Origin of the sequence: Jonesia quinghaiensis DSM 15701, assembly GCF_000423205.1 — a bacterium.
Lineage (GTDB): Bacteria > Actinomycetota > Actinomycetes > Actinomycetales > Cellulomonadaceae > Jonesia > Jonesia quinghaiensis.
In genome coordinates this window covers 110,883-134,173 of the sequence record NZ_AUHN01000011.1, presented here as the reverse complement: position 1 = coordinate 134,173, position 23,291 = coordinate 110,883, and the positions used below count along the sequence as shown (strand labels likewise).

17 protein-coding genes are annotated in these 23,291 nt (G+C 58.2%); 10 read left to right on the top strand and 7 right to left on the bottom strand.

From position 1 onward, the window contains the following. Positions 1-10: 10 nt before the first annotated feature. Together G538_RS0111780 and G538_RS0111775 are read right to left on the bottom strand one after the other, a co-directional pair. Positions 11-454, bottom strand: a complete 444-nt coding sequence (locus tag G538_RS0111780; RefSeq protein WP_051197065.1) for a hypothetical protein — start codon at positions 452-454, stop codon at positions 11-13. 445 nt (positions 455-899) lie between these two features. Further along, positions 900-1,808, bottom strand: coding sequence for a LysR family transcriptional regulator (locus G538_RS0111775; RefSeq protein WP_029069473.1), 909 nt, complete (start codon positions 1,806-1,808; stop codon positions 900-902). A gap of 119 nt (positions 1,809-1,927) precedes the next feature. Here G538_RS0111775 and G538_RS0111770 point away from each other — a divergent pair, with 119 nt between their 5' ends. After that, a complete protein-coding gene (locus G538_RS0111770) occupies positions 1,928-5,353 on the top strand; it encodes a bifunctional proline dehydrogenase/L-glutamate gamma-semialdehyde dehydrogenase (RefSeq protein WP_245566859.1) in 3,426 nt (1,141 codons plus the stop codon). Between the two features lie 69 nt (positions 5,354-5,422). Here the strand turns inward: G538_RS0111770 and G538_RS0111765 are convergent, their stop codons facing one another. Further along, on the bottom strand, positions 5,423-6,046 hold the full coding sequence (locus tag G538_RS0111765) for a GNAT family N-acetyltransferase (protein WP_035834257.1): 624 nt from the start codon (positions 6,044-6,046) through the stop codon (positions 5,423-5,425). Positions 6,047-6,263: 217 nt separating this feature from the next. On the opposite strand from G538_RS0111765, the gene G538_RS0111760 reads away from it, so the two are divergent. From G538_RS0111760 to G538_RS0111750, 3 genes are all read left to right on the top strand, one after another. Beyond that, complete coding sequence (locus tag G538_RS0111760; RefSeq protein WP_051197063.1) at positions 6,264-6,887, top strand: TetR family transcriptional regulator; 624 nt, start codon at positions 6,264-6,266, stop codon at positions 6,885-6,887. A gap of 106 nt (positions 6,888-6,993) precedes the next feature. Beyond that, positions 6,994-9,936 carry a hypothetical protein gene (locus G538_RS18230; protein ID WP_029069469.1) on the top strand — a complete coding sequence of 981 codons (2,943 nt, stop codon included), beginning with the start codon at positions 6,994-6,996 and terminating at the stop codon, positions 9,934-9,936. 406 nt (positions 9,937-10,342) lie between these two features. After that, the gene (locus tag G538_RS0111750) at positions 10,343-13,441 is read left to right on the top strand and encodes a zinc ribbon domain-containing protein (protein WP_029069468.1); all 3,099 of its coding nucleotides are present in this window, start codon (positions 10,343-10,345) and stop codon (positions 13,439-13,441) included. Between the two features lie 97 nt (positions 13,442-13,538). Here G538_RS0111750 and G538_RS0111745 read toward each other — a convergent pair whose 3' ends face one another. Beyond that, positions 13,539-14,285 carry a DUF4232 domain-containing protein gene (locus G538_RS0111745; RefSeq protein WP_157544476.1) on the bottom strand — a complete coding sequence of 249 codons (747 nt, stop codon included), beginning with the start codon at positions 14,283-14,285 and terminating at the stop codon, positions 13,539-13,541. A gap of 105 nt (positions 14,286-14,390) precedes the next feature. On the opposite strand from G538_RS0111745, the gene rlmC reads away from it, so the two are divergent. Next, positions 14,391-15,533, top strand: coding sequence for a 23S rRNA (uracil(747)-C(5))-methyltransferase RlmC (rlmC, locus tag G538_RS0111735; protein WP_029069466.1), 1,143 nt, complete (start codon positions 14,391-14,393; stop codon positions 15,531-15,533). Here rlmC and G538_RS0111730 read toward each other — a convergent pair. Further along, positions 15,517-15,984: a hypothetical protein gene (locus tag G538_RS0111730; protein WP_029069465.1), complete on the bottom strand. Its 468-nt coding sequence runs from the start codon at positions 15,982-15,984 to the stop codon at positions 15,517-15,519. The genes rlmC and G538_RS0111730 overlap by 17 nt on opposite strands. A gap of 190 nt (positions 15,985-16,174) precedes the next feature. Here G538_RS0111730 and G538_RS0111725 point away from each other — a divergent pair, with 190 nt between their 5' ends. After that, the gene (locus tag G538_RS0111725; RefSeq protein ID WP_029069464.1) at positions 16,175-18,298 is read left to right on the top strand and encodes an acyltransferase family protein; all 2,124 of its coding nucleotides are present in this window, start codon (positions 16,175-16,177) and stop codon (positions 18,296-18,298) included. A gap of 8 nt (positions 18,299-18,306) precedes the next feature. Here the strand turns inward: G538_RS0111725 and G538_RS16540 are convergent, their stop codons facing one another. Further along, positions 18,307-18,906 (bottom strand): pentapeptide repeat-containing protein, encoded by a 600-nt coding sequence (locus G538_RS16540; RefSeq protein ID WP_051197061.1) that lies wholly within the window; start codon positions 18,904-18,906, stop codon positions 18,307-18,309. A 269-nt stretch (positions 18,907-19,175) separates the two neighbouring features. On the opposite strand from G538_RS16540, the gene G538_RS16535 reads away from it, so the two are divergent. From G538_RS16535 to G538_RS0111700, 3 genes are all read left to right on the top strand, one after another. Beyond that, on the top strand, positions 19,176-19,787 hold the full coding sequence (locus G538_RS16535; RefSeq protein ID WP_051197059.1) for a GNAT family N-acetyltransferase: 612 nt from the start codon (positions 19,176-19,178) through the stop codon (positions 19,785-19,787). 220 nt (positions 19,788-20,007) lie between these two features. After that, complete coding sequence (locus tag G538_RS0111705) at positions 20,008-20,499, top strand: VanZ family protein (RefSeq protein WP_029069462.1); 492 nt, start codon at positions 20,008-20,010, stop codon at positions 20,497-20,499. A 220-nt stretch (positions 20,500-20,719) separates the two neighbouring features. Further along, positions 20,720-21,853: an FAD-dependent oxidoreductase gene (locus tag G538_RS0111700; protein ID WP_035834255.1), complete on the top strand. Its 1,134-nt coding sequence runs from the start codon at positions 20,720-20,722 to the stop codon at positions 21,851-21,853. Positions 21,854-21,863: 10 nt separating this feature from the next. Here the strand turns inward: G538_RS0111700 and G538_RS0111695 are convergent, their stop codons facing one another. After that, a complete protein-coding gene (locus tag G538_RS0111695; protein WP_029069460.1) occupies positions 21,864-22,430 on the bottom strand; it encodes a YbaK/EbsC family protein in 567 nt (188 codons plus the stop codon). Positions 22,431-22,787: 357 nt separating this feature from the next. On the opposite strand from G538_RS0111695, the gene G538_RS18060 reads away from it, so the two are divergent. Then, complete coding sequence (locus tag G538_RS18060) at positions 22,788-22,943, top strand: hypothetical protein (protein WP_157544472.1); 156 nt, start codon at positions 22,788-22,790, stop codon at positions 22,941-22,943. Positions 22,944-23,291 lie beyond the last annotated feature (348 nt).

Genomic DNA, 23,291 nt, shown 5'->3' with positions numbered 1-23,291 from the left:
ACATAGCGATTTATTTGCCGTAGAAGGTCTTCGCCTTTCCGTTTCCGCTGTCCGGATCGTTGGGGTTAAAAGCTACCCATTTGGTTACAGCTTCTGTTCCGTCACGCCCCCATACTCTGCCAGAATCGGCGATGATGCGGTCGGCGTTGGGCCAGTATCCCGTCAGCTGCGCACGTGTGTAGTGCCTTACGCCTTTCCAGGTGGTCCATCCATGTGCCCGTTTGTGGGACGTTCCATTGATGACTTTGCCCTCAGCCTTACCTGTGTGCCGTGGTGTTCCAGTGGCGGCAAGTGGAGAGATGCCACCTGACGGTTGCTGATTTGCGAAGTAGCCGTCATCCTCACTCCAACCGCCTAGGTTGCCAGGGTCCGTGGAGGCGAAAGCGCTAATCGGACTTATCGCCATAATAGCCGCTAGAACCGTTGTAGTCACTATCTTGCTGGAAAAACGCATAGCACCTCTACCTTCGATCGAGTATAACCGTCATTTGATGGTGTTAGGAATCCTAACACCATTTATCCAGCAAATGCCAGCGATAGATGTCTCTGATCAGCGTTTATATTTCTAGGATCCGGATGGCTGGCGATCCGAGACGTTCGCATTCCTGCTTAGTGGTGTGGTACTTGCGCACTGATGGTACGGAAAAAAGCACAAATACTATTAATAAAGAAGATTGCGAAGAGATAAAGCAACCGCTGCAACTCCGTTGGATCCTTGACCGCGTGTAGCGACCTATAACCGCGGAGTTCTTGTTCATGTGCCCGCCCGCCCACCTTCTGCCGTGAGTTAGTGGTTCTTAGCCACGAAGTCGTGGTGTTCAGGACGAACTCACCACGAAACCACGAACTGGTGTTCTGAAAGGGCTGCGGAAAGGTCAGCAGACTGGCGTGGCGGGGCGTTACGCGGTGAGGTCTTGGGTGACTTGGGCGAGTGTGCGGCGTAGTTCGATGATGCTTCCGCGCCCTGTGATTGCTGTGCGCACGGCTGTGAATACTGTGCGGCGGGGGCGCCCGGGTAGGTCAATGAGCTGCACCCCGGCGGGCGGGTTGAGGGTCATCAGGCCAGGTAGTAGCGCTACGGCGTTCCCTGATGCGATGAGTGCGAGGTGCGCTTGGAGGTCTGCTGTTTCGAAGCGGACATCGGGTTCAAAACCTGCTTGCCGGCAGGCTTGTTCCGCCCAGTGCCGTGATGCGGCTCCGCGTGGTTCCATCACCCAGGGGACGTCGTTGGCGTCAGCGAGGGAGGTCACGGGGCGGTGGCCTTCTTGTGCAAATACTTCTGGCACCGCTAATCGGATGGCGTCGGTGGTGAGTTCCATACGATCGAGTTCGGGGTGCCAGGGTGCGGCGTGGCCTGGGTATTGTTCGGCGATGACGAGGTCAAAGTCGCGTGTCCACGCTCCGCGGAGTGCTGTTTCGGGTTCGCGTTGGGACATGGTGACGCGCAAGTTTGGGTGTTGCGTTGCCAGGATACGGAGCGCCTCGGGCATGAAGGCGAGCACTGCGGATTGGAATGCTGCAACGTTGACGGTGCCGGTGAGGGCTGCGTCGGCTTGGGTGACGTCGGCGTGGGCTTGGTCGAGGAGGTCGATGATGTGCGCCGCGTAGGTTGCGAGGGTGTGGGCTGCGGGTGTGAGTTGGACGCGGCGGCCTACTTTTCGTAGGAGTGGGGTGCCGGCTTCGCGTTCGAGGTGGGTGAGTTGTTGGGAGATCGCGGAGGGGGTTTGGTGGAGTGCGGTGGCGACGTCGGCGAGGGTGCCGCGGCGTTGTAGTTCTAGGAGGACGCGCAGGCGTCTGACGTCGAGCATAAGCAGCCCCAACCCTGAAGGAGAACTTAACGTTCTAGTGTAGAAAACGTCACTTTACCTGAAGTGCTTGGCGGTCTCACACTGAGACGGTAGATGACACTTTGACAGAAGGAGTGCTCGTGTCGCATCAGACCGTAGACGCTCAAACCATCGCCGACCAAGCTACCCGCCTGGTCCGTGAATGGTTGACCACCGCTGACCAACTCACCCCCTCACGGGCAGCAACATTGCTTGCCGGGGTCCTGAGTGATGACGGCGGATTGGAGTTCACCGTCGGATTTGTTGACGGAGTCATCCGCCCAGAGGACACCCGCATCGCGGCAGGGAACCTGCGTAACCTTGCCCGCAACGCCCCCACTTTCCTACCCTGGTACCTCCGAGCAGGGTTGCAGGTCGGCGCCGCGGCATCGCACATCGTCCCGGGAATTGTTGTGACCGTCGCGCAGCACGTGCTGCGCTCCCTCGTAGGGCACCTCATTGTTGATGCGTCCGATGCCCGCCTTGGTCAATCCATTGCCGCACTGAAACGTAGCGGCCGGGCTTTGAACATTAACCTCCTCGGTGAGGCTGTTCTTGGTCCACGCGAGGCGCAACGGCGCCTCGACGGCACCCGCAAACTCCTCCAACGCGACGACGTGGACTACGTATCCATCAAAGTGTCCTCAACAGTTGCGCCCCATTCACCGTGGGCCTTCGACGAGGCCGTCACCCACGTGACGGAACAACTTCTTCCCCTGTACCAGTACGCGGCAAGCCACCAGGGGCGCAAATTCATCAACCTGGACATGGAAGAATACCGCGACCTAGACCTCACCATCGAGGTGTTCACACGCCTGCTAGACCGCGAGGATCTGCTGGAACTGGAGGCAGGCATCGTCCTGCAGGCATACCTGCCCGATGCCATGGCAGCGATGCAGCGCATCCAACAGTGGGCGGCAGCACGCCGCAAGCGCGGCGGCGCACCCGTGAAGGTGCGCCTCGTGAAAGGCGCGAACCTCCCCATGGAACGCGTCGAAGCCGCGACCCACGACTGGCCACTTGCAGTGGTGGACTCAAAACAAGCAGCCGACACGAACTACAAACGAGTGCTGCACTACGCGCTCACCCGCGAACGCATCGACAATGTGCGCCTCGGTGTTGCCGGGCACAACCTGTTCGACATCGCCTACGCGTGGCTCCTCGCCGGAGAACGCTCAGTGCGCGACGGCATCGAATTCGAAATGCTCCTGGGCATGGCAGAAACACAAGCAGAAGCAGTCAGCCGCACAGTTGGCGGGCTCCTGCTCTACACACCCGTGGTGCACCCAACCGAGTTCGACGTCGCAATCGCCTACCTCATTCGCCGCCTCGAAGAAGGCGCATCACCAGACAACTTCATGTCCGCCGTGTTCGACCTCTCCCGCAGCGAAACACTCTTCACCCGCGAACAGCAACGCTTCCTGGCATCCCTCAACGACACCGACGACACCGTGCCACCACCAAACCGCACACAACACCGCGCAACCGACACACCCACCCGCCGCGAAGAGTTCACCAACACCCCAGACACCGACCCGGCCCTCCCCGGTAACCGTGACTGGGCTGCAAATATCCGTGCGGCACTCCCCACCACCACACTCGGTGAAAAGCTTGTCACCCAACACACCATCACCACCCGCGCTGGGATCGACGCGGTATACACCGCAGCCGAAAACGCCGCCCCCACCTGGGCGGCCCTCACCGGACAACAACGAGCAAGCATCCTGCGCGACGCTGCCGTCGAACTCGAAAAACGCCGCGCACAACTCATCGAAGTTGCCGCCGCCGAATGCGGAAAAACCATCGACCAAGCCGACCCAGAAATCTCCGAAGCCATCGACTTCGCGAACTACTACGCCCACCTCGCCGAACAACTCGACACCATCGACGGCGCAACACCCCAACCCGTCGCCATCACCCTGGTCACCCCACCGTGGAACTTCCCCATCGCGATCCCCGCCGGGTCTGTCCTCGCCGCGCTCGCAGCTGGGTCCACGGTGGTGATGAAACCTGCCACGCAAGCGAGGCGTTGCGGTTCCATCGTGGTCGATGCGTTGTGGGCGGCGGGTGTGCCGCGAGATGTTCTGCACCTGGTGCACGTTGACGAGGGTGACCTTGGGCGCGCGCTGATCAGCGACCCTCGGGTGGGGCGGCTTATTTTGACGGGCGCTTTTGACACCGCGGAATTGTTCACCAGTTTCAATCCGTCGCTGCAATTATTGGCGGAAACATCGGGAAAAAACGCGATTGTTGTCACCCCGCACGCCGACTATGACCTCGCCGTTAAAGACATTGTCACCTCTGCTTTTGGGCACGCTGGGCAGAAATGCTCAGCGGCGTCACTGCTGATTTTGGTGGGTTCTGCTGGGACCTCACAACGGTTACGTAATCAGCTTCTCGATGCCGTTTCTGGGTTGCGGGTCGGGTACCCGCAGGACCCAACATCGCAGATGGGGCCCATTATCGAACCGGCCGCAGGGAAACTTCACCACGCGCTAACGACGCTTGGCGTTGGGGAAACGTGGGCTATCGAACCACAGCAACTCGATGACACGGGGCGCCTGTGGTCGCCCGGCGTAAAAACCGGTGTCACCCCTGGGTCGGAGTTCCACCTCACCGAATATTTTGGGCCGGTGCTGGGGATCATGACCGTTGGCACGCTCGCGGAGGCAATCGCGGCGCAAAATGCCACAGACTTCGGCCTGACAGCCGGGTTGCACTCACTCAACCCAGAAGAAATCCGCACCTGGGTGAACAGTGTTGAGGCCGGAAACCTGTACGTCAACCGTGGAATCACCGGGGCAATTGTGCGCCGCCAACCGTTTGGTGGGTGGAAACGATCAGCTGTGGGGGCAGGTACCAAAGCCGGTGGCCCTAACTATCTGTTCGGTTTGGTGGATTGGGAAGCCGCCCAAGCGTCCGCTGTTGTTCCGCCAGCGGGCGCAGCCCGTGACCTTCTGTCTGCGATAGGGGACAACGCCACCGAGTTGGAAATTGGATCCAACGAGCTGGCAATGCTGCGCCGGGCAGCGAGTTCCGATGCGCACGCGTGGGCGCAGGAGTACAGCCATATGCGTGATGTGTCCCAGCTGGGGGTGGAACGCAACGAGTTCCGGTATCTGCCAACGGATGTTCTTGTGCGTTGTGAAGCCGATGCGAGCATCGCCCACCTGTTACGTGTTGTGCTGGCAGGTGTGCGGGCAGGCAGCACGATGACCGTGTCCGCCGTGCGCCTCCCGGCCACGGTTGCATCGTTGCTGGGGGAGTGCGGAGTGACCGTGCTTGTTCAGGATTCCGATGCGTGGGAAGCGTATGTTGCGCAGCTTCACGATGCCCGCATCCGCCTCATTGGTGGGGCACGGGATGCCCTGGCGTTAGCAAGCGGCGGGCGAGCAGACCTCGCGTTGTACGCACAACCTGTGACTGAAGCGGGACGCATCGAGTTGCTGCCATTCCTTCGGGAACAAGCCATTTCCATGACTGCGCACCGGTTTGGAACGGTTCAGTCGCCCGTGAACCTGACCTAACGGGCATTGGCGGCGTGGTTGCCTGAGGCTTCGCCCGTTCCTCAGCGTTATGTGCACCTAACCAGAGCACTACGCTGTGGGATTTTCGGGTACTGGCCGCCACATCGGGCGAGGGGCTGGGCCAGGGTACCCGCGCATCGGCGGCAACTCAATGAATCCGTGGCGACGGTACAGCACCGATGTCGCTTCGGTGGATGACTCCAAATACGCGGGCATACCTGCAGCGTCCGCTTGGCCGAGGCGATGTTTGATGAGTTGCGACGCAATGCCGCGCCCCCGTGCTTGTGGGGTCACGCCAATGGCTTGCAAGTACCAGTGCGGTGCGGTTGGGTGGTGGCGTTGGGTGGCACGTGAGGCAGCTAAAGCGCGCCGGATACCGCGAATACCGAACGCTTTGACGATGTGTTGTGCGTTGAGAATGTCTTGAAATGTGGAGTGACCACTGTGTGGGGCGTGCCAAATGGCGGCCCCAAGAATCTTTCCGCTGCCTACGTCACGCACCACATCAACTGTTCCGTGCTGCAGCGGGCCAGCATGCATGAAGTAGCTGAAAAGGTGGTGTGCGCGGGCGGGCAGGTCGTCAGATGGGCCTAAAACGGCTGACATGGGCGGGTCATTGCGGAATGCGTGGGCCATGACCTCGGCTACGTCATTGACGTCTGCGTATGTTGCGGGATGGAGCAGGGTTGTCATGTGGACTCCTCGGCCGATGCGGGTGGATTCCCAGCCTAAACAAAGTTGGCCAAGTGGCCAAGTCATTTGGCCAACTTTACGCGGAGCACGTAAGGCCTAGCATAAAAGCCCCTGTCCGCTGTATATTTTAAAGTTGGCCACATGGCCAACTAGGGTGTGCAGCAAAAAATATGCCACGTCATGCCCTCAGTGCGCTACACATGACAGGAGAAGGTGCATGGCTGAGAAAAACCGACCTCGCATGCCAGCGGCGCAACGCCGCGAACTGCTCATGGACGCAGCCCAGCACATCATGAAGGAATCAGGGATAGCGGCGGCAACAACACGAGCCATCACCGCCCATGCAGGAATGCCACATGGGGCGTTCCATTACTGCTTCTCATCAAAAGAGGAGCTGTTCTCAGCATTGCTCCATCGGGAACTCGACGCCTCACTCAAAGAGGCGTGGGATGCTGTTAGCGGTCAGCCTACCAGCTTCTTTGACGCATTGCTGGCAGCATTGATGGCCTATCTTGACCGTGTGCAACAGGACCCTGAACACCACATCCTCATCGCTGAACTCACCGCAACAGCGTCACGCACACCAGAGCTCGCCGGCATACCCGCATGGGAACATGAACAATACGTCAACCACGTGAGCGAACTACTCAAAGCCTGGCGGGCAAGTACCGGCAACACGTTGGTGATGCCACTGCGGAGCCTTGCCGAGGTGCTAACAACGTGCGCATCCGGGTTGGGGGCTACCTGGTTGGCAACCAGAGACACAGAAAAAAGTCGGGCATCGGCCCGGTTGCTCGCTAGCGCCTTAGCACAAGCCGCTACGGGCACGGCGCGCATGTAGACAGTTGTCCACAGTTCGACACCCCGGGGTTTGGTGAGTTCTTCAGCGCCTTGCTACCTTCAGTGAGTTCACAGCGAACACTTATCACTGATTGAGGATCTGCACCATGACCAGCCCAAGCGACTCTTCTGAGGCTTCCATGCCGAAGGAGAGCGACTCGTCTGCCCAACAGCAGACCAGCGCCACCCCGCCCGGAGCGGTTCCCGCTCCACCCCATAATCCAGACGCGCAACAGGTTCCGCCGCCAGAACCCCCAGCGCCAGCACCAACGGCGCCCCCAGCGCCACTGTCTGCCGCCGCAACAGTGCCAGCACCTGCACCCGCGCCGCAGACACACGAAACATCAGCACAAAACCCTCCATCAGTCATACCCCAGGTACTGCGGGCTTTAACACCCGCACACTGGAAGACAGCAGGGCTCTACGGCGCACTCGCGTTAGCCGGCGCATTTGCTGCCTCGTTGCTGACTGTGATGCTTCTTCTTACTGGCCTTACTGCCGGCTCCAGTGACATAGATGGACCAGAAAACCTCGGTGGTGCTTGGTTTGCGGCCATCATCCAGTTCATGAGCATGGGATTCCTCAGCCCCTTAACGGGAACTGCCCAGGTGGAAGCTGGGTTCGGCTTGGTTGCCGTGGACGTCAATATGTCCGCGTTCTTTGTCCCAGTGATCGTTCCCGTTGCCGCGATCTGCGCCGTAGCGCTATATGGTCGACGCGTCACCGGCGGTATGACACTGCCGCATGGACCTACAAGAGCAGTCATCGCCTCAACCGCTGGTCTTGGATTTGCCGTCGCGCTCGCGCTGTTGACTGCGCTGATTCCAATAAAGTTTGGTTCCCCTGATGAGGGCGAGTTCACCCTGCGCGCATTGACGGTGTGGGGCATGCTGCTGTCGGCCCTCGTTATTTTCGCCGTTAGTTACCGTACTCTTGGTCATTCCAAGCAGTCCGGTTCCTCAAGCCCAACAACCGGATCTGTCATCGCGCGCATCTGGGGTCAAGGTATTCGGGTCGCCGTAGCGCACCTCGGCGGTGTGGCGTTGCTCTTAGGCGTCATCGCTTTTGTCGTTGTCGTCAGTCAAGCCGACGATGCGCGTTCCATGGTGATTGCAGGGTTTCCTCTGCTGCTGCCCATACTTGCAGCCAACGCCGTAGCCATTGGCTCAATGTCAACGGTCATGTTTACCGGTGACATTGCAATAACCGCTGACAACGGCGCCGTCAACGACACGCTGACAATGTTCTCCAGTGAACTACCCGTATGGGTGCGTATTCTGCTACCAATCGTTGCCGTGGCAGCGCTACTTATCGCAGGTTTGCGATGGCGGTCAACCGCAGGATTTACGACGGCACGCAATAGCCAGTGGGCAATATTACCCGCCGTTTACGGTGGAGTCGGGCTGGTACTTCTCGCCATCGGAACAATGCACTTTGCCATACGCGCGCCCATGGTTGGCCAAGACACCACAGGGATTGCCCCTGCTCCGTGGACCTTCCTCGTGTTGGCGATCATCGGTGTCGCTGTTGAAGCAAGCGCTCGGTACGTTGCACCACAGCTCCTACGCGTTTTGCCCCCAGGGCTCGTGAGTGTCTTAACATTCCGAGTGAACAATCCACACGCAACCGTGGTGACTGCACCGGCTGCCGCAGGGGTTGCTGGGACCGCAGGGACCACTGGGTTAGGCGCACAAGAGCAACCCGCGCCTGTCGGTGCAGAACCAGCAGATGCTGCTGGTTCCCCGGATAGCGCATCGGGATCACCTGCTCAAGCAAACCCGGCCTCCCACTCAACCGGCTCACCGGATGGTGACCCACTGCCAACGGCGAAACCACTAAGCCCACAAGCGAAAAAAGCATGGGCAATAGCCGGAATCAGTGTCGTAGCGCTGACAGTGTTGCTCATCGCCGGCAACGCAACACGCAACTACCTCGCTAACAACCAGTTTGGTCCGCAACAAAAAGTGGAAGAGTACCTCACAGCACTCGTCGACGGCAGAGCAAGCGACGCCCTGTCGCTGCTGGACGTCAACGTCACCAGCACCGACCGGGTGATGCTCGCAGATGACGTGTACGCGGCTGCTGAGAACCGGCCAACAGAGTTCCGCATCGACGATGTGGAATACGGGGAAGAGGCAGTTCAGGTCACTGCTCAGGTGAAACAAGAGGGGAAAAACTACCCCATCATCTTCACTCTGGTCGCTGACGGGCGCCAAAGTATGTTCTTCGACGACTGGCGAATCACCTCAGGTATGGAACAAAACCTGTTTGTGTTCCAGGCAACTGACACCCTCAACGTCAATGGACTAGACCTCAGTGTTCCTCGCATGCACTCTGCGGATGAGCCGCTCCCGCAAGGCGCGTCAGCGGAAACCATGGCCCAATACGCCATGGAAGAAGCTGAGGGTTACCTCCCAGTCCTCCCAGGAACCTACACGTTCAAGGCGCCAGCGGGAACAAAATACGTCAGCTACGGACCAGATGTAACAGTGACCATCACTCCAGGCGAACGCCAAAGCGATGACACAGGTTTTGGCTGGGGCGAAGAGGGGCCAAAAACGCCGACAGTGGCATTCCAACGCGGCTACACCCAAGCTGTTGTTGATGACGCGTTAGCGCAAGTCGAACCGCTGCTCGATGCGTGCCTTACGCGCAATGTGATTGTCCCGGAAGGTTGTGAAATCGCGAGCTGGGAAAACAAGTACTGGGACGCGATGACCGACATTGAGCGGACGTGGGGCGAAGAGCCGCAGCTCCTTGTTGCCAATGAGCTCAACGGAATGTGGGAGTATGAGCAGCCAGATCCATCAACCGTGACAGGGGATCTGTCAGTGTTTCTTGTCGAGGGCAGGATCGACCTGGTCTACTCCGCACGTAATGAGGGAGACGATGACTGGAATGAGGGGCGAACCCACAACATTCGTCCCTTCGTTGAAAGTGGAGGCTCATTGTTCTCTGACCCCCTTGCCCTGCCCATCACCATCGATGGTGACACGCTCACCGTTGATACCTCGAAGCTCAACAAACAACACGACAGTTGGGTGAAGTAGTGCGCCGGTAAGTCCGCGCCCAGGCGCTCATGGTTCGCCGCCGAAGCAACGTCGACACCGACGAGGCGCTGAACCATTGTGCCGCTGAGAAGTCACCATGGAGTCACCGCGAAGTCCCTCCGAGATGGAGGTGATCTCGCGGTGACTTCGTGGTTTCGCAGCGAGATCGTCCTGAAGGTCGTGGGTTCGTGGTTCCCAACCACGAACTCGCTGGTGGAACCACGAACTCGTGTCAATTTTGCACGATGCCAACGGCGTGGGGGACGGAAAAAGTGGGGTGGGCGGGAGTAAGAAATGAGTGGGGAGTTCTCCACATGCAAGCCTAAAGCTTTGGCGTGTTTCCGGGCTGATTGCTACCTTCAGTGAGTTCACAGCGAACATTAATCACTGAACAAGGACTCACATAATGACAAACCAAAGCGACTCTCCTGAGGCGTCACAGCCACAGGAGAGCGACGCCGCTGGGCACCAGCAGGCGCCGCCACCCCCACCCGCTCCACCTGTCACTGCAGGTCAAGAAAGCGTTGCGTCTCCTGCGGCACCCGCTGCTCCATCCGCCGATGCGCCAGCACCGCCAGCACCACCCGTCGCGGATGCCCCGGCTCCACCTGCCCCACCGGCACCCCCTGCGCCACCTGTTGCGGAGGCTCCTGCCCCACCTGCTCCGACACCTGCACCTGCACCTGCCCCGGTCCAGGCCGCAGCACCAACGCCAGCTGGCCCTGCTCCTCAGCCACAAGCATCGGCGGCACAATACGCGCAAACGATGCCACCAGCACACTGGATAGCAGGGGGTCTGTACGGAGCGCTTGCTTTGGCGGGCGCCTTCGCGGCATCGATTGTCGCTGTTCTGCTCCTCCTCATGGGACTTTCCGCCGATAACAATGCCTTGACCATGGGCGAGAGCGTTTCCGGTTCATGGTATGCCGCCATTATTCACTTGGTTGGAATGGGATTCCTCAGCCCGCTCAGCGGGGGAGGGGAGATTAAATCGGCGTTCGACTCCAGCAGTTACGAGGTTTCTGCCTCGATTTTCTTTTTCCCTGTTGTGATACCCATCGCGGCCATTGCCGCATTAATGCTGTTTGGGCGGAAAATCACAGGCGGTCTAGCGCTCCCACACGGTGCCACCCGAGCGATCGTGGCATCCGTTGCTGGTGGTGGATTTGCCGTGATTGTTACTCTTCTGACTGCAGTTGTCCCCTTCTATGTGGGCGATCCTGATAGTGGCGGGTTCTCCATGCGGGCATTGTCCGTGTGGGGCGTCTTGCTGTCAGCGATTGTCATTTTCGCTGCCACCTACCGCAGTCTCGGCTACCCGGGAGTCCCGAATATCCCGCTGATGTGGCGCCAAGGAAGCCGCGTTGCCGTGGCGCACTTGGGGGGACTGGCCTTGTTGTTGGGGACAGTGACATACATAACGATGCTCGTCGAAGCTGACGATGCACGAGTGGCATTGTTACTGGGCTTCCCTCTTGCTCTGCCGTTAGTTGCAGCAAACGCATTGGCTGTGGGATCGCTGTCAGCGGTTGAAATCTCCGGTGTGTACAGCTCCACATTTGGGGACTCAAGCGGCGCTTCTTCGTTGATGATGTTTTCGTCCGAACTGCCACTGGTGGTGCGTATCGTATTGCCGATTGTGGTTCTGGCTGCATTGTTCATAGCCGGTGTGCGGTGGCGTGCAACGTGGGGCTTTGGAACTGCACCCAACGGGCAGTGGGCTATTTTGCCAGCCGTGTACGCAATCGGCGGATTAGGGCTGCTTGCTATCGGAACGGTTTCTAACTCGTCTGCAACAACTGGCATGGGTGAACAATCCGGTGGCTTTGCGCCAGCGCCGTGGACATTTTTGGTTCTAGCAGTTCTCGGTTTGATTGTTGAGTTGTGCGCGCGTTTCGTGGCGCCACAAGTGTTGCGGGTCCTACCAGCGGGGCTTGCACGCGTCTTGTTGTGGCGGGTGAACAGCCCTCAAACCGTTGCATTAGCAATGTCCGGCGCTGCACCCGCGCCAGCACCGACACCAGCATCGGCGCCCGCGCCGCAAACGCAGGCAGTGGCGTCTGTAGAAGCACCGGCGCAACCGGCTGAAGTGGTGCCGCAAGACTCAGCTGTGCAAACAACGCAGCCAGAACCGCACACGGTGAATGCGCCGCCTGCACCACCCGCCCCACCAGCACCGGCGGCGTATACCCAACCAGTTCCATCGCAAACCCAAGCAATGCCAGTTGGTGCACCAATGGCAGGGGGACCGGCGCAAACACCTTCAGGTGTGCAGCTATATGGGGGCGTGCCTGCTGGTACACCAATGAGTCCGCAGGCTAAAAAGGTGTGGGCGATTGTTGGAATCACTACCGCAGCGTTAACTGTGTTGATTGTTTCCGGTGTTTTTGCTCGCAACTATTTGGCGGAAAACCAGTACGGCCCTCAAAAAAAGGTTGAAGCGTACTTGGATGCCATTGTTGAGGGCAAAGCCTCAGCAGCGTTGGAATTGCTAGACGCCAACGTCACAAATGATGGCAGAGCTTTGCTCATTGATGAGGTTTACGCAGCTGCTGAAGACCGCCCAACGGAGTACAGCATCGACTCCGTTAAAACTATCGGCAAGTCAGCGGAAGTAACTGCGAAACTCAAACAAAATGGAAAGAACCACACCATTGTTTTCACGATGGTTAAAGATGGCCGTCAAGCAGTGATCTTTGACGACTGGCGTATCTCCCAAGGCATGGATCAGCACCTCTTTGTGTTCCAAGCGCCAGAGTCACTAGCCGTCAACGGAGTTGACGTCACCATTCCGTCGTTGTATTCATCTGATGAACAACTACCGCTCAATGTTGACCCGAACTGGATTACACCGCAGGAGATGGAAAAGTCTGAGGGCTACCTCGGTGTTCTTCCTGGTACTTACACGTTCAGTGCCCCAGAGGGGTCGAAGTACATCAGCTACGGGGAAGACGTCACTATTACTGTGACCCCAAAAGCGGTTAACACTAGAGTGAACATGATCCCAGATGCTCCTGTTGTTACTTTCAGCCGTGGTTACACGCAAGCGGTAGTTGAGGAAGCTATCGCTCAGGTTGAGCCACTTCTCAGTGCCTGTGTCGCACCTAAAACCATTGTGGTTGAGGGATGCGAGATTGTTAGTTGGGAAGACAGGTACTGGGATGGGATGAAGGGTATAAAGCGCCGCTGGGAAACTGAGCCAGTACTCATTGTGAGCAATGACAATCAAGAGAACCTGTGGGCAAAGACGCAGCCCGACCCTGCAGGTCTTTCCGGCCCGCTGTCGGTGTACTTCGCTGATGGTGTCATCAGGATGGATTACTCGGTGACTCTCAAGGGGTACGACAAATGGTATGACTACGGGGACAGGCGAATCACGCCGTTCTTTGAGCATGACGGGAACCAGTATTCAGATCTTCTGGGGCTTCCCATCACCATTGACGGTGACACCCTCACCGTTGATACGTCGAAGCTGAACAAACAACACTCCGGGTGGGTTAGGTAATCTGCTTGTAGCAGTATGAGTGCAACACCGAGGTGGTGGGGTTACGGATGACGTGGCCCCATCACCTTTTTCGTGCCTGCTCAGCAGACCGCCACAGTTATTGCTGAAAACGACCAATGCTCACAGTTGTCGAGAAAGAAATGTCTAGCCCAGTGTTGGGTTCCATGACACCGTTCACAGAAGGGTGTTCCGCGGCGCGCTCCGAATATTGCGAAATAACTGGTAGGGCATACGGGGTCTCGCCATCAACTAACTGAATGATGAATAAGGAGATTGGCTCACTTGCTGCACCACCTAGTTCACCAGACCATTCGACATCGGCGTAGGCTGAGTCCCCCGGTGACAGGGTAATGAGTGGCTGGTCAGCCGCGTTATCTGGACCCGCAGCAGGTGGTGGTCCATCAGTGGGGCTGCCGTTGATGTTCTCCTGCTCTGCTACGAGCAGGAATGTGTTGCCCCATTCGCCTCTCGCACCAAACCCTGGATACCCCTGAACTGTGCAGGGCGTAGTCGAGGTGTTGGTGACAGTTAATGAACCGAATCGGTGCCCCAAGGCGGCATCGATTGCCTGCAATTCAATGGAGACTTCCTCGGGTGTGCAGTGTTCGGGGTGTTGTTGTGCTGTTGCCTGGACCCGGAGTGCGGCGGTGAGTTCCTGTGGGGTGAGATCGCTGTCCGCAGTGATCGGCATATCTGGTTCCTCGTCCCAGTGAGAGGGGAACTCGCTTTCGTGGGGTTCTGGGACGCTGGTGGGTTCTGCAGTTGTTGGCGCTGGGGCAGGAGATGAGCATCCCGCTATGACACTGATGCAGGCCAAGATGGCGGCAATTGTCCGGTACGACACGTCAATAGTCTACGGGTTGTTGAGGAGTTCTGTGGTGTGGATTATGTGATGATGCGGGGCGCTGAACTCGTGGGAAAAGAAGTGGACGCAGGAGACAATGGAAAGATGCAGTGCCACCACTTCGACGCCGACCGTTGCCGTTCCTGCACCCTCTTGGCGGTCCCTTACGAACAGCAACTCGCTGATAAATCCGCGGATGTGCAGGCACTCCTTGCCGATCACCCAAGTATTGAGTGGCTGCCACCCACCCCAAGTCCTGAAGGTGCGTTCCGCAATAAAGCGAAAATGGCGGTATCTGGCACCGCTCACGACCCCATTCTGGGCATCCTTGATACCAGTTTCCACGGCGTTGACCTGCGTGATTGCCCGCTATACACCCCAGGCATGCACGCCATTCTCGATGCTGTGCGTGACTTCATCATCACCGCGCGCATCGAACCGTATTCCGTGCGGGAACGCCGCGGTGAACTCAAATATGTGCTGGTCACAGAATCGCCAGACGGCCAGTACATGGTGCGGTTGGTGTCGCGCTCGCAGGAACCTGTGTCGCGCATCGTGAAGCATTTGCCAGCTTGGTTGGCGGCGCACCCGCAGGTGCAGGTGGTTAGTGTGAATGTGCAGCCTGAGCACAAGGCGATTTTGGAGGGCGATAAGGAAATCGTGCTCACCGAGCAACGCACCCTCACCATGCGTTTAGGGGACATTCCTTTGCATTTGCGGCCGCAAAGTTTTTTCCAAACCAATACTCACGTGGCTGCTGACCTCTATGCGCAGGCCCGCCAGTGGGTTGCCGATGCTCGCCCCAACCATGTGTGGGATTTGTTTTGTGGGGTGGGTGGTTTCGCCTTACACGTGGCGCCGTCGGTGCAGCGGGTGACGGGTGTGGAGATTAGCGCTGAGGCAATTGAGTCGGCGCGCACCACCGCTACGGAGTTGGGCATTGCTCATGCGGTGTTTGATGCTCTTGATGCGACGTCGTTTTCAGTGGGGAACAGTCCGCGTGTTGCTGACGGTGGGCCTGATCTAGTGATTGTGAACCCTCCGCGCCGTGGGATTGGTGCGGAACTTGCCCAATGGCTTGACGCCAGCGATGTGGACACAGTGGTGTATTCCAGCTGTAACGCCCGCTCGTTGGCGCGAGACCTCGCGGACATGCCTGGTTTTGTGGCGAGGAAGGCGCGTCTGCTCGACATGTTCCCTCACACCACGCATTACGAGGTGATTGTGCTCCTCACGCGCGCCGCATAATCCACATGTTGCCCAGGTGTTCTGCGGTCATTGTGGTGTCGGGGGTGTATATAGGGATGGCGTCTGAGTTTTCGCACAGGTCTATATCGACACGTTTCACAATGATGAGTTCAGCGTCAGTTTCATCGGTGAAGACGAGCCACTGGTAGGCATCTGTTCTCGCGGTGTCAACGGTGGATAATGCCGATGCGTAGGGCTCTTCGACGTTGCTGGTATCTGCGTAGGGGCACACAACGAGGAGTGACGTCCAGTCAGGAATTGGTGCGCCTGTCCCTTCACCGTGAGGGAAGGTTAATGGGGTTTGCGAACCTTCGCTTTGCGCTGCCACATGTTCCGCCGCTGCTGAGGTCAGGGTTTCGCTGTAGTGCGGGCCGCTGCTGCATGCGCTGAGCGTGAGGGTGGCACCAAGTGTTACCGCGCCGGAAATAGCAAGGCGGGGGAGAATGCTCATGGGTGCTCTTTTCCTGAGTGATCACGCACGTATGAATTGGCTGCAGCGGGTTACGAACTGGGTTCACACAATAATATCCGCGAATAATATGCGGTTTCTCAACTGGGACACTCTCTGATGAATCAGTGAAGATATCCTCCAAAAATGTGAAACACAAGAAATCGCACCACAGTGCCGATATCGTTTCCATGTGGTGATAAGTCAACCCCGTGTACCCGGCGATGCCCCCTCGCCGCTCAACCCAGTGCAAGACCTCGCACACGAACCGTCCGCTCCAACACGAGCCCCTGCTACAAGCACTCCGATGCGCCGCGACATTCAAGCCCTACGCGCCATCGCCGTTACAGCCGTTGTGGTGTACCACTTTTGGCCGTCAGTGGTTCCGGCGGGTTTTGTTGGAGTTGACATCTTTTTCGTCATCTCAGGCTTCTTAGTTGGCGGACACCTGATTCGCCGCGTAGCCGCAGGTCAAAGCATCGGGCTGACACAGTTTTACGCGCGCCGCGTGAAACGAATCCTGCCATCCGCCTACCTGGTGATCCTCGCCGTTGTGGCTGCACTTTTCGTAGTGGTGCCAGTGAACCGTTGGCCAGGGGCAGCCCGTGAAGGCATTGCCTCCATCATTTACCTGCAAAACCTGCTACTAGCCCGCGACTCTGTGGACTACCTTGCGCAAGACTCACCAGAATCATTGTTCCGACACTTTTGGTCGCTGTCCGTTGAAGAACAGTTCTACATTGTCACTCCACTAGTGTTGATCCTCCTCGCGCTGATAGCGCGAGTAACCCGATGGAACCGCACCACACTCATTGCCTGTGTCCTCACTACCGGGGCAATCGCATCCCTGTGGCATTCACAAACCCACGTTGGTGCGGGAGACCCCAGCGCATACTTCACCCTGACCTCCCGGTTTTGGGAGCTGTGTGTTGGTGCGCTCATCGTTCTTCTACCGCCGATGCCACCCGCCAGTCGGCTGCGACCAGTACTTGCCGCCGCAGGGTGGGTGGGCATCGGCGTTGCCGTGGTGGTCACCGATGTTCACAACTTCCCCGGAACCGGTGCGCTCCTGCCCGTGATAGCGACCGCATTGGTCATTTACGCTGGCCCGTGGCTGCCGGGCGGATGGCTTGACCGGGCACTTGGTGCCCGCCCCGTTCAACACACCGGCAACATCTCTTACACCCTGTACCTCACGCACTGGCCAATTCTTGTGCTGCTGCCGCTGCTCACCAGCAACGTCACGTGGGTGACACGCATTGTGGGGCTTATTGCTGCGGTTGTGGGGGCTGTACTGCTGTATCACCTGGTTGATCAGCCACTTGCCCGCATCAGAGTTACCGTGAGCAACGCCCGGCGTATTCTGCTGCTCGGGCTGGGCGCATCGGTGCTCGTTGCGGGGTGCGCATGGCTGCCTGCCTACCTTGCCGAGCAGGAAAGTACCCGGCACGATGCGGAAATTAACGCCCTGCTCACGGAACACATCGGCGAGATTGGTCACCATGCTTATGCCACCAGCGGGGTCGCTGAATACGCTGTTGATTCCACTATGTTGGTGCCCCAACCAGCTGTGGTGCGAAACGACCTGCCCACAGGCGCGGAGGGGCGGTGCAAATCGAACATGGCCGACCCATTCACCCCAACCTGCACCTTTGGTGACCCAAATGCCGATGTGGTGATTGCGTTAGCTGGCGACTCCCACTCCGAGCAGTACCTGCCCGCCTTTGAGGAGATCGCAGCCACCCAGGGCGTGCGCATTGACACGTTCTTCCATTCGAGTTGCCCGTTGTCCACGGCGCAACGCATGTCAGATGCTGACCGTGGCGGCCCTTGCCTCACGGCAAACGCGAAAACCCTCGACGCGTTGACGTCAGGTGATTACGACCTCGTGGTCACATCAAACCGCACCGCCGTGCCCTGGGTAGAAGGCACAGACCTGCCAACCCCTGAGCAAGGATTCGTTGACGTGTGGACACAACTCACCGCCGCGGGGCTACCTGTTGTTGTCATTGGAGACAACCCTCTCATGTTGCCCAGCGAAGGCACCACGGAATGCCTCATTACCCACCCCGATGCCCCACACCTTTGCGCCAGACCCCGCGTGGACGCGGCTCCAGTGGATTACCAACGAGAACCCGCCACCCACGTTGATGGAGTCACGTTCGTTGACACCCTCAACTGGTTCTGCGACGACACACGCTGCCCTGCAGTTATCGGTAACGTCGTGGTCTACCGCGACGAACAGCACATCAGTGTGCTGTTCGCGCAGACCACCGCCCAAGACCTGTGGAAACACATTGATACGGCGCTGGAATAGATGCTGCGCTACGCCAAGGTAATACCTAAAACACGAGCAAGTTCCGGCGCAAGGTCAATGAACTGGTCAAGGCGCATCGTCGCCCCACGCAACCCCTCATAGTTGGTGACCGCAGCAAGTTGCGCACCACGCACATCGACCGCTGTGCACTTGGCGTCCTTCATCACCAACGAACCAATACGTGTGTCAGTGAACGTGACATCCCGCAGCTGTGCACCCGTGCAATCAAGCTCACCAATGACACACCCATCAAAGGTGACATTACGTAACTTTGCGTCCCGCAAGTTCAAAAAGTCAATCTTCCCGCCAATGATGCGCACCCGCTGCACCGCCGCCCCTGCCGCAGTCAACCCGCCGATGCGGCACTCCTCAAAGGTGACGTCCTGCATCCCAGAATCATGCAAAGTCCAACCCAACATGGTGCAGCGAGTGAACGTGGCATCAGACAGGTGGGCGCGGTTCCACGTGGCACCAGAAAACGAACACCCCGTGAACGTGGAATCCAGAACACGCAACGCATCCCCATCAACGTCCGAGAAGTCAGCATCAACAACATGCTGCCCCTCAATGTAGCCGCCATCATCAACAAAAATGTCACCACTGATCATGGGCCGATCCTACGCCTGTATGCGCCGCGCACACCGGGAGCGAACCATGTGGTGATTCTCTCTTTCACCCGGGTGTGAAAAACGGTGAAGTTGTGAACAAAAACAGCCGCAAAGTCGCAGGAAAACTGCACGTCGTAACCTCGTGGACACCCCCACGCAGCCCACTGTTTCACGCACGTGACACCACTGTTCGTGACATCACAAAAAAGCGAGGTCATGCCATGAATTTGGGACTTTCACACCCACCAAACCTGTGATCAAATTGCGCTGTGCAACATGACATTGTCCTCGAGGGATTCGGCTTCCGATTGGAACCCCTATCCCAAGCGCACGTCGGTGCGCTTGCTGCCATCATCGACCCACACATGTGGGCCGGGATGAGCACGCCTACGCCCATCGGTGAGGTGGGCATGGCGAACTACATCGAAGATGCCCTGAGCGCCTCCGATGTGCTGCCATTCGCCGTGATAGACACGGTCAATGGCGAGGTTGTCGGGTCCACCGCATTCACCGGTATCGCCAGTGAACAGGACCGAGCCGAGATTGGCCGAACGTTCTACGCCCGGTCACTGTGGGGACGAGTCGTGAACCCAGCATGTAAATACTTGCTGATGCAGTACGCCTTCGAAACGTGGGGGCTGTACCGCATCGCGATGCGCGCTGATTCACGCAACGCCCGTTCCATCTCAGCGATCACCCGTCTTGGTGCCCAGTTCGAAGGGACGCTGCGCGGATTCCGGTTAGCGCCCGATGGGACGCGCTGTGATTCGCTGAGTTTCTCGGTGCTCCGCCCGGAGTGGAGCGGCGTAAAAGCTGGGCTGCTTGAACGGATCGACCCGTTGCGGACCGTGCATCTGCGTAATAACGCGTACGGGCTTTAATCCCAGCATCTGCGCTAGCCGTTTTTCACGACTCGGCGCTCCTGCCCGCCCACTTTTCACTACCACCTACGTTTTAGCCGACCTCCTACCCTCATTCGCATCCGAGATCCTAGCTTTCGGTTCGAGATCCTTGCCGTGTGCGCGGATCTCACGCCGAGATCTAGGATCTCGGCGCATGCGGGGGCATAGGTGGAGGTGGTCGATGGTTTAAGTTATTGGAATGACAGATCGTATTTACAAACGACACCCAAAAATTGTTTTTGCCTGGGATTCTCGCCCGGCTATTCTAAGAATTAGTCTTCTGGTGTTGCTGTTTTTGCTCACCGCTGCGTTCCTCTATCTTGCATGTTTGGATGGTGTGAACCACACGGAGGAACGGTATAGGGTGAACCTCATTCCGCTTGTTCGTACCTTCGAAACGCTCACTGTTGCGCCTGGTCAACAACTACCAGTAATCATCGCTAACTTCTTTTTACTTGCGCCAGTTGCTTTGATTCTTATTTTGAGCTGGATGAACAAGCCGAGAATATTTCTCAGTGCGATAGTAATTACCTCTGTCTCTCTTGTGATAGAGGTCCTTCAAGCGCTTCTCAATACAGGCAGGGTGTCTGATATTGATGATCTGATCTTTAATGCGGCTGGCGGGGTCGGACTGTATGTGGTCTTTACTCGTTTGGCATTCAGACGCGTGGACATACCTATCGCCGCCTAGTTACCGGCCTTTGAGCGTCCTCCCCTCCCTATACGCATCCGAGATCCTAGCTTTCGGTTCGAGATCCTTGCCGTGTGCGCGGATCTCACGCCGAGATCTAGGATCTCGGCGCATGCGGGGAATGATGTGGGTGGGCCGGTAGCGGTCCAGCGGGAATAGTCCCGTCGGGTTGAGTGCTTCTCCCAGTAGTGGTTCACTCATCAGAACAGGGGCTCGGCGCATGTTGGACGTCATCGTGATTGGTGCGGGGCAGGCTGGTCTTGCTGCCGCGTGGCATCTGCAACGCAAAGGGTTGATTGCCGGTCAGCAGTTCATCGTTCTCGATGCGAACCCGGGGCCAGGTGGGGCATGGCGCCACCGTTGGCCGTCGCTGACGTTGGGTACTGCCCACGGTATCCATGATCTGCCGGGTTTCCCGCAGGAACCTGCGGACCCAACTGAACCAGCATCGTCTGTGGTGAGCCGTTACTACGGCGCCTATGAGGACCAGTTCGCGCTGTCTGTGCACCGGCCGTGGGAAGTCACCGCTGTAACTGACCCCCACGATGGCCCGCACCTTAACGTCACCTCGCGGCACCGGGAAACCGGTGAGCAACGCACCGATCAGACGCGCACCATCATCAACGCGACGGGCACCTGGGATCAGCCGTATTGGCCGTACTACCCTGGCGGCGCATCGTTTAAGGGGCGGCAACTCCACACCCGCGAGTACACCGATGCGTCAGATTTCTCTGGTCAGCGCGTCGTGGTTGTGGGTGGCGGGGCAAGCGCTGTGCAGTTTTTGTTGCCGCTTGCGCAGGCTGGTGCACACACGATGTGGTCTACCCGGCGTGCCCCAGTTTTTGGGGAACGTGACTTTGACCGTGAGTGGGGCCGGGATGTTGAACGAGCGGTGCGCACCCGCACGGAGGCGGGTTTACCGACTCTGCCGGTGGTGGCGACCACAGGGTTGCCGTTGACTCCCGCCTACCAGCAGGGCATTGATGAGGGGATTCTTGTGTCGAAAGGTCCGCTGGCGCGACTCACCGACAAAGGTGTCGTGTTCGCGGGGGTAACCCCTCAGTACGCTGGCGAACTCATGCCGGCCTGGGAAGGCGGAGCAGTGGACGTGGATGTTGTGTTGTGGGCAACAGGGTTCCGCCCAGCGATCCGCCACCTTGCTCCCCTTGGGTTACGCACCGAACATGGTGGTATTCGCACGGACGGTGCCATTGTGTTTGACGATGCTCGGGTCTTTTTGGCGGGGTATGGTGCCGGTGCGTCAACGATTGGTGCGACCCGTACCGGCCGCCACGCGGCAGTTGCCGCCTGGCGTTACGTCAGCGAGCAAAGGGTGGGCGTACGGGCAGGCTAGTGGCGTGAGGTTATGCGCCAAGGCCGGGGATGGTTTGTGCGCCGGTGAGTTCTACCAGCACATTCCCAGGCAGCGCGATTTTTGAGGCGCGGATCCCTGACCCAATGACCACGAAGTCACTTAAGTTCACTGACTCATCCACAACAAAACGCCACTGTGTGGGTAGACCAATGGGGGTGATGCCGCCGTATTCCATCTCTGATTCTGTGACAGCCCGTTCTACAGGCACAAACGATGCTTTGCGTACGTTCAGCATGGTGCGAACAGTTCCGTTAATGTCAGCGCGCGTTGTTGCGCGCACCCCAACAGCCGCATGACGTTCCACGCCTTCGCGTTTACCAGCCACTAAAACACAGTTCACCGATGCGTGGAGATCAATGCCGTACCGCTGCGACATGGTGGCGGTGTCAGACAGGTCAGGATCAATGGCACCCACCCACACGTGCGCAACAAGCTCGGGAAACTCACGAGCCCACTCGGTTAATTGACGGGCAACCGGAACACCGAGCAGGTTGGTGTGCTCCAACGCAGGTACCCACTCGACGGAACCCAATGACAATGCTGGTGAAGGTGACATCACACCACCATAAATGCCCTGTGCAACGTCACGCATGTTGGTATGCGCGAGCGGGACTACGAAAATACAACGAAACAACTTCTGGGTGAACGTTTACATTCCTGCAATAAATAAGTAGAGCATCGCTCTATCTTCTGCCTACAGTGAAACTGCGCGCACAACACACCCATCACGACGAGAGAAAGGCGCATTCATGGCTAAGCACATTGACCCGCGCCGCGGGACAACGCCCCGCACCGTCGTGCCACTGCGCAGGCGAACCAACACCCGAGGCAACCGGTAACACCCCTCGAGTGGCCAGTGGCATCAGCGGCACTTGTTCACCCAGCACATTTACGCAGCCACCCAGGAGCCAACATGATCTACAACCGCGGCACAAAAGTGCCCGATGAACAGCGAAAACGTCAATCACAAACTGTAGACAACTCACCCATCGACTCAGCCATCAAAGACCGCGAAGCGCACCAAGCTGCTTGGTCCTACGCTGTGATGGGAGGCATCGGCCGCGTGTAGTGAACGCGAAAGCCGTTGCACCATACGGATGCCCGGGAGGGCTGGCTTAAAGAGTCAGCACCCGGGCATCCGTGCATGTTAATAAAGCCGTCATCAGGCAAAAAACAATCCAACAAAAAACATGCAATAAAAGACTGGACGAGCCGAACACCACCGTTTTACGCTCATCTTGTCAGGGCGACCTAGTGAATCCCCAACAGTGGGGTAGCTGGTTAGCCACAGATCAAAGAAAGGAGGTGCCGAATTGGTTCGCACAATCGAACCGCAGCGCGTCTCCGAGGTGCGTTTCGCATAATCGGAACAGACAATGCAGCGTTCTCATCGAAGTGTTCAGTGCCGCTGTCACCC

Coding starts and splice junctions, on each gene's coding strand:
- G538_RS0111760 (WP_051197063.1), top strand. CDS start 6,264: ATGGCTGAGAAAAACCGACCTCGCATGCCAGCGGCGCAACGCCGCGAA.
- G538_RS0111765 (WP_035834257.1), bottom strand. CDS start 6,046: ATGACAACCCTGCTCCATCCCGCAACATACGCAGACGTCAATGACGTA.
- G538_RS0111730 (WP_029069465.1), bottom strand. CDS start 15,984: ATGAGCATTCTCCCCCGCCTTGCTATTTCCGGCGCGGTAACACTTGGT.
- rlmC (WP_029069466.1), top strand. CDS start 14,391: ATGCAGTGCCACCACTTCGACGCCGACCGTTGCCGTTCCTGCACCCTC.
- G538_RS0111700 (WP_035834255.1), top strand. CDS start 20,720: ATGTTGGACGTCATCGTGATTGGTGCGGGGCAGGCTGGTCTTGCTGCC.
- G538_RS18230 (WP_029069469.1), top strand. CDS start 6,994: ATGACCAGCCCAAGCGACTCTTCTGAGGCTTCCATGCCGAAGGAGAGC.
- G538_RS0111775 (WP_029069473.1), bottom strand. CDS start 1,808: ATGCTCGACGTCAGACGCCTGCGCGTCCTCCTAGAACTACAACGCCGC.
- G538_RS0111695 (WP_029069460.1), bottom strand. CDS start 22,430: ATGTCACCTTCACCAGCATTGTCATTGGGTTCCGTCGAGTGGGTACCT.
- G538_RS0111705 (WP_029069462.1), top strand. CDS start 20,008: ATGACAGATCGTATTTACAAACGACACCCAAAAATTGTTTTTGCCTGG.
- G538_RS0111780 (WP_051197065.1), bottom strand. CDS start 454: ATGCGTTTTTCCAGCAAGATAGTGACTACAACGGTTCTAGCGGCTATT.
- G538_RS0111750 (WP_029069468.1), top strand. CDS start 10,343: ATGACAAACCAAAGCGACTCTCCTGAGGCGTCACAGCCACAGGAGAGC.
- G538_RS18060 (WP_157544472.1), top strand. CDS start 22,788: ATGATCTACAACCGCGGCACAAAAGTGCCCGATGAACAGCGAAAACGT.
- G538_RS16540 (WP_051197061.1), bottom strand. CDS start 18,906: ATGATCAGTGGTGACATTTTTGTTGATGATGGCGGCTACATTGAGGGG.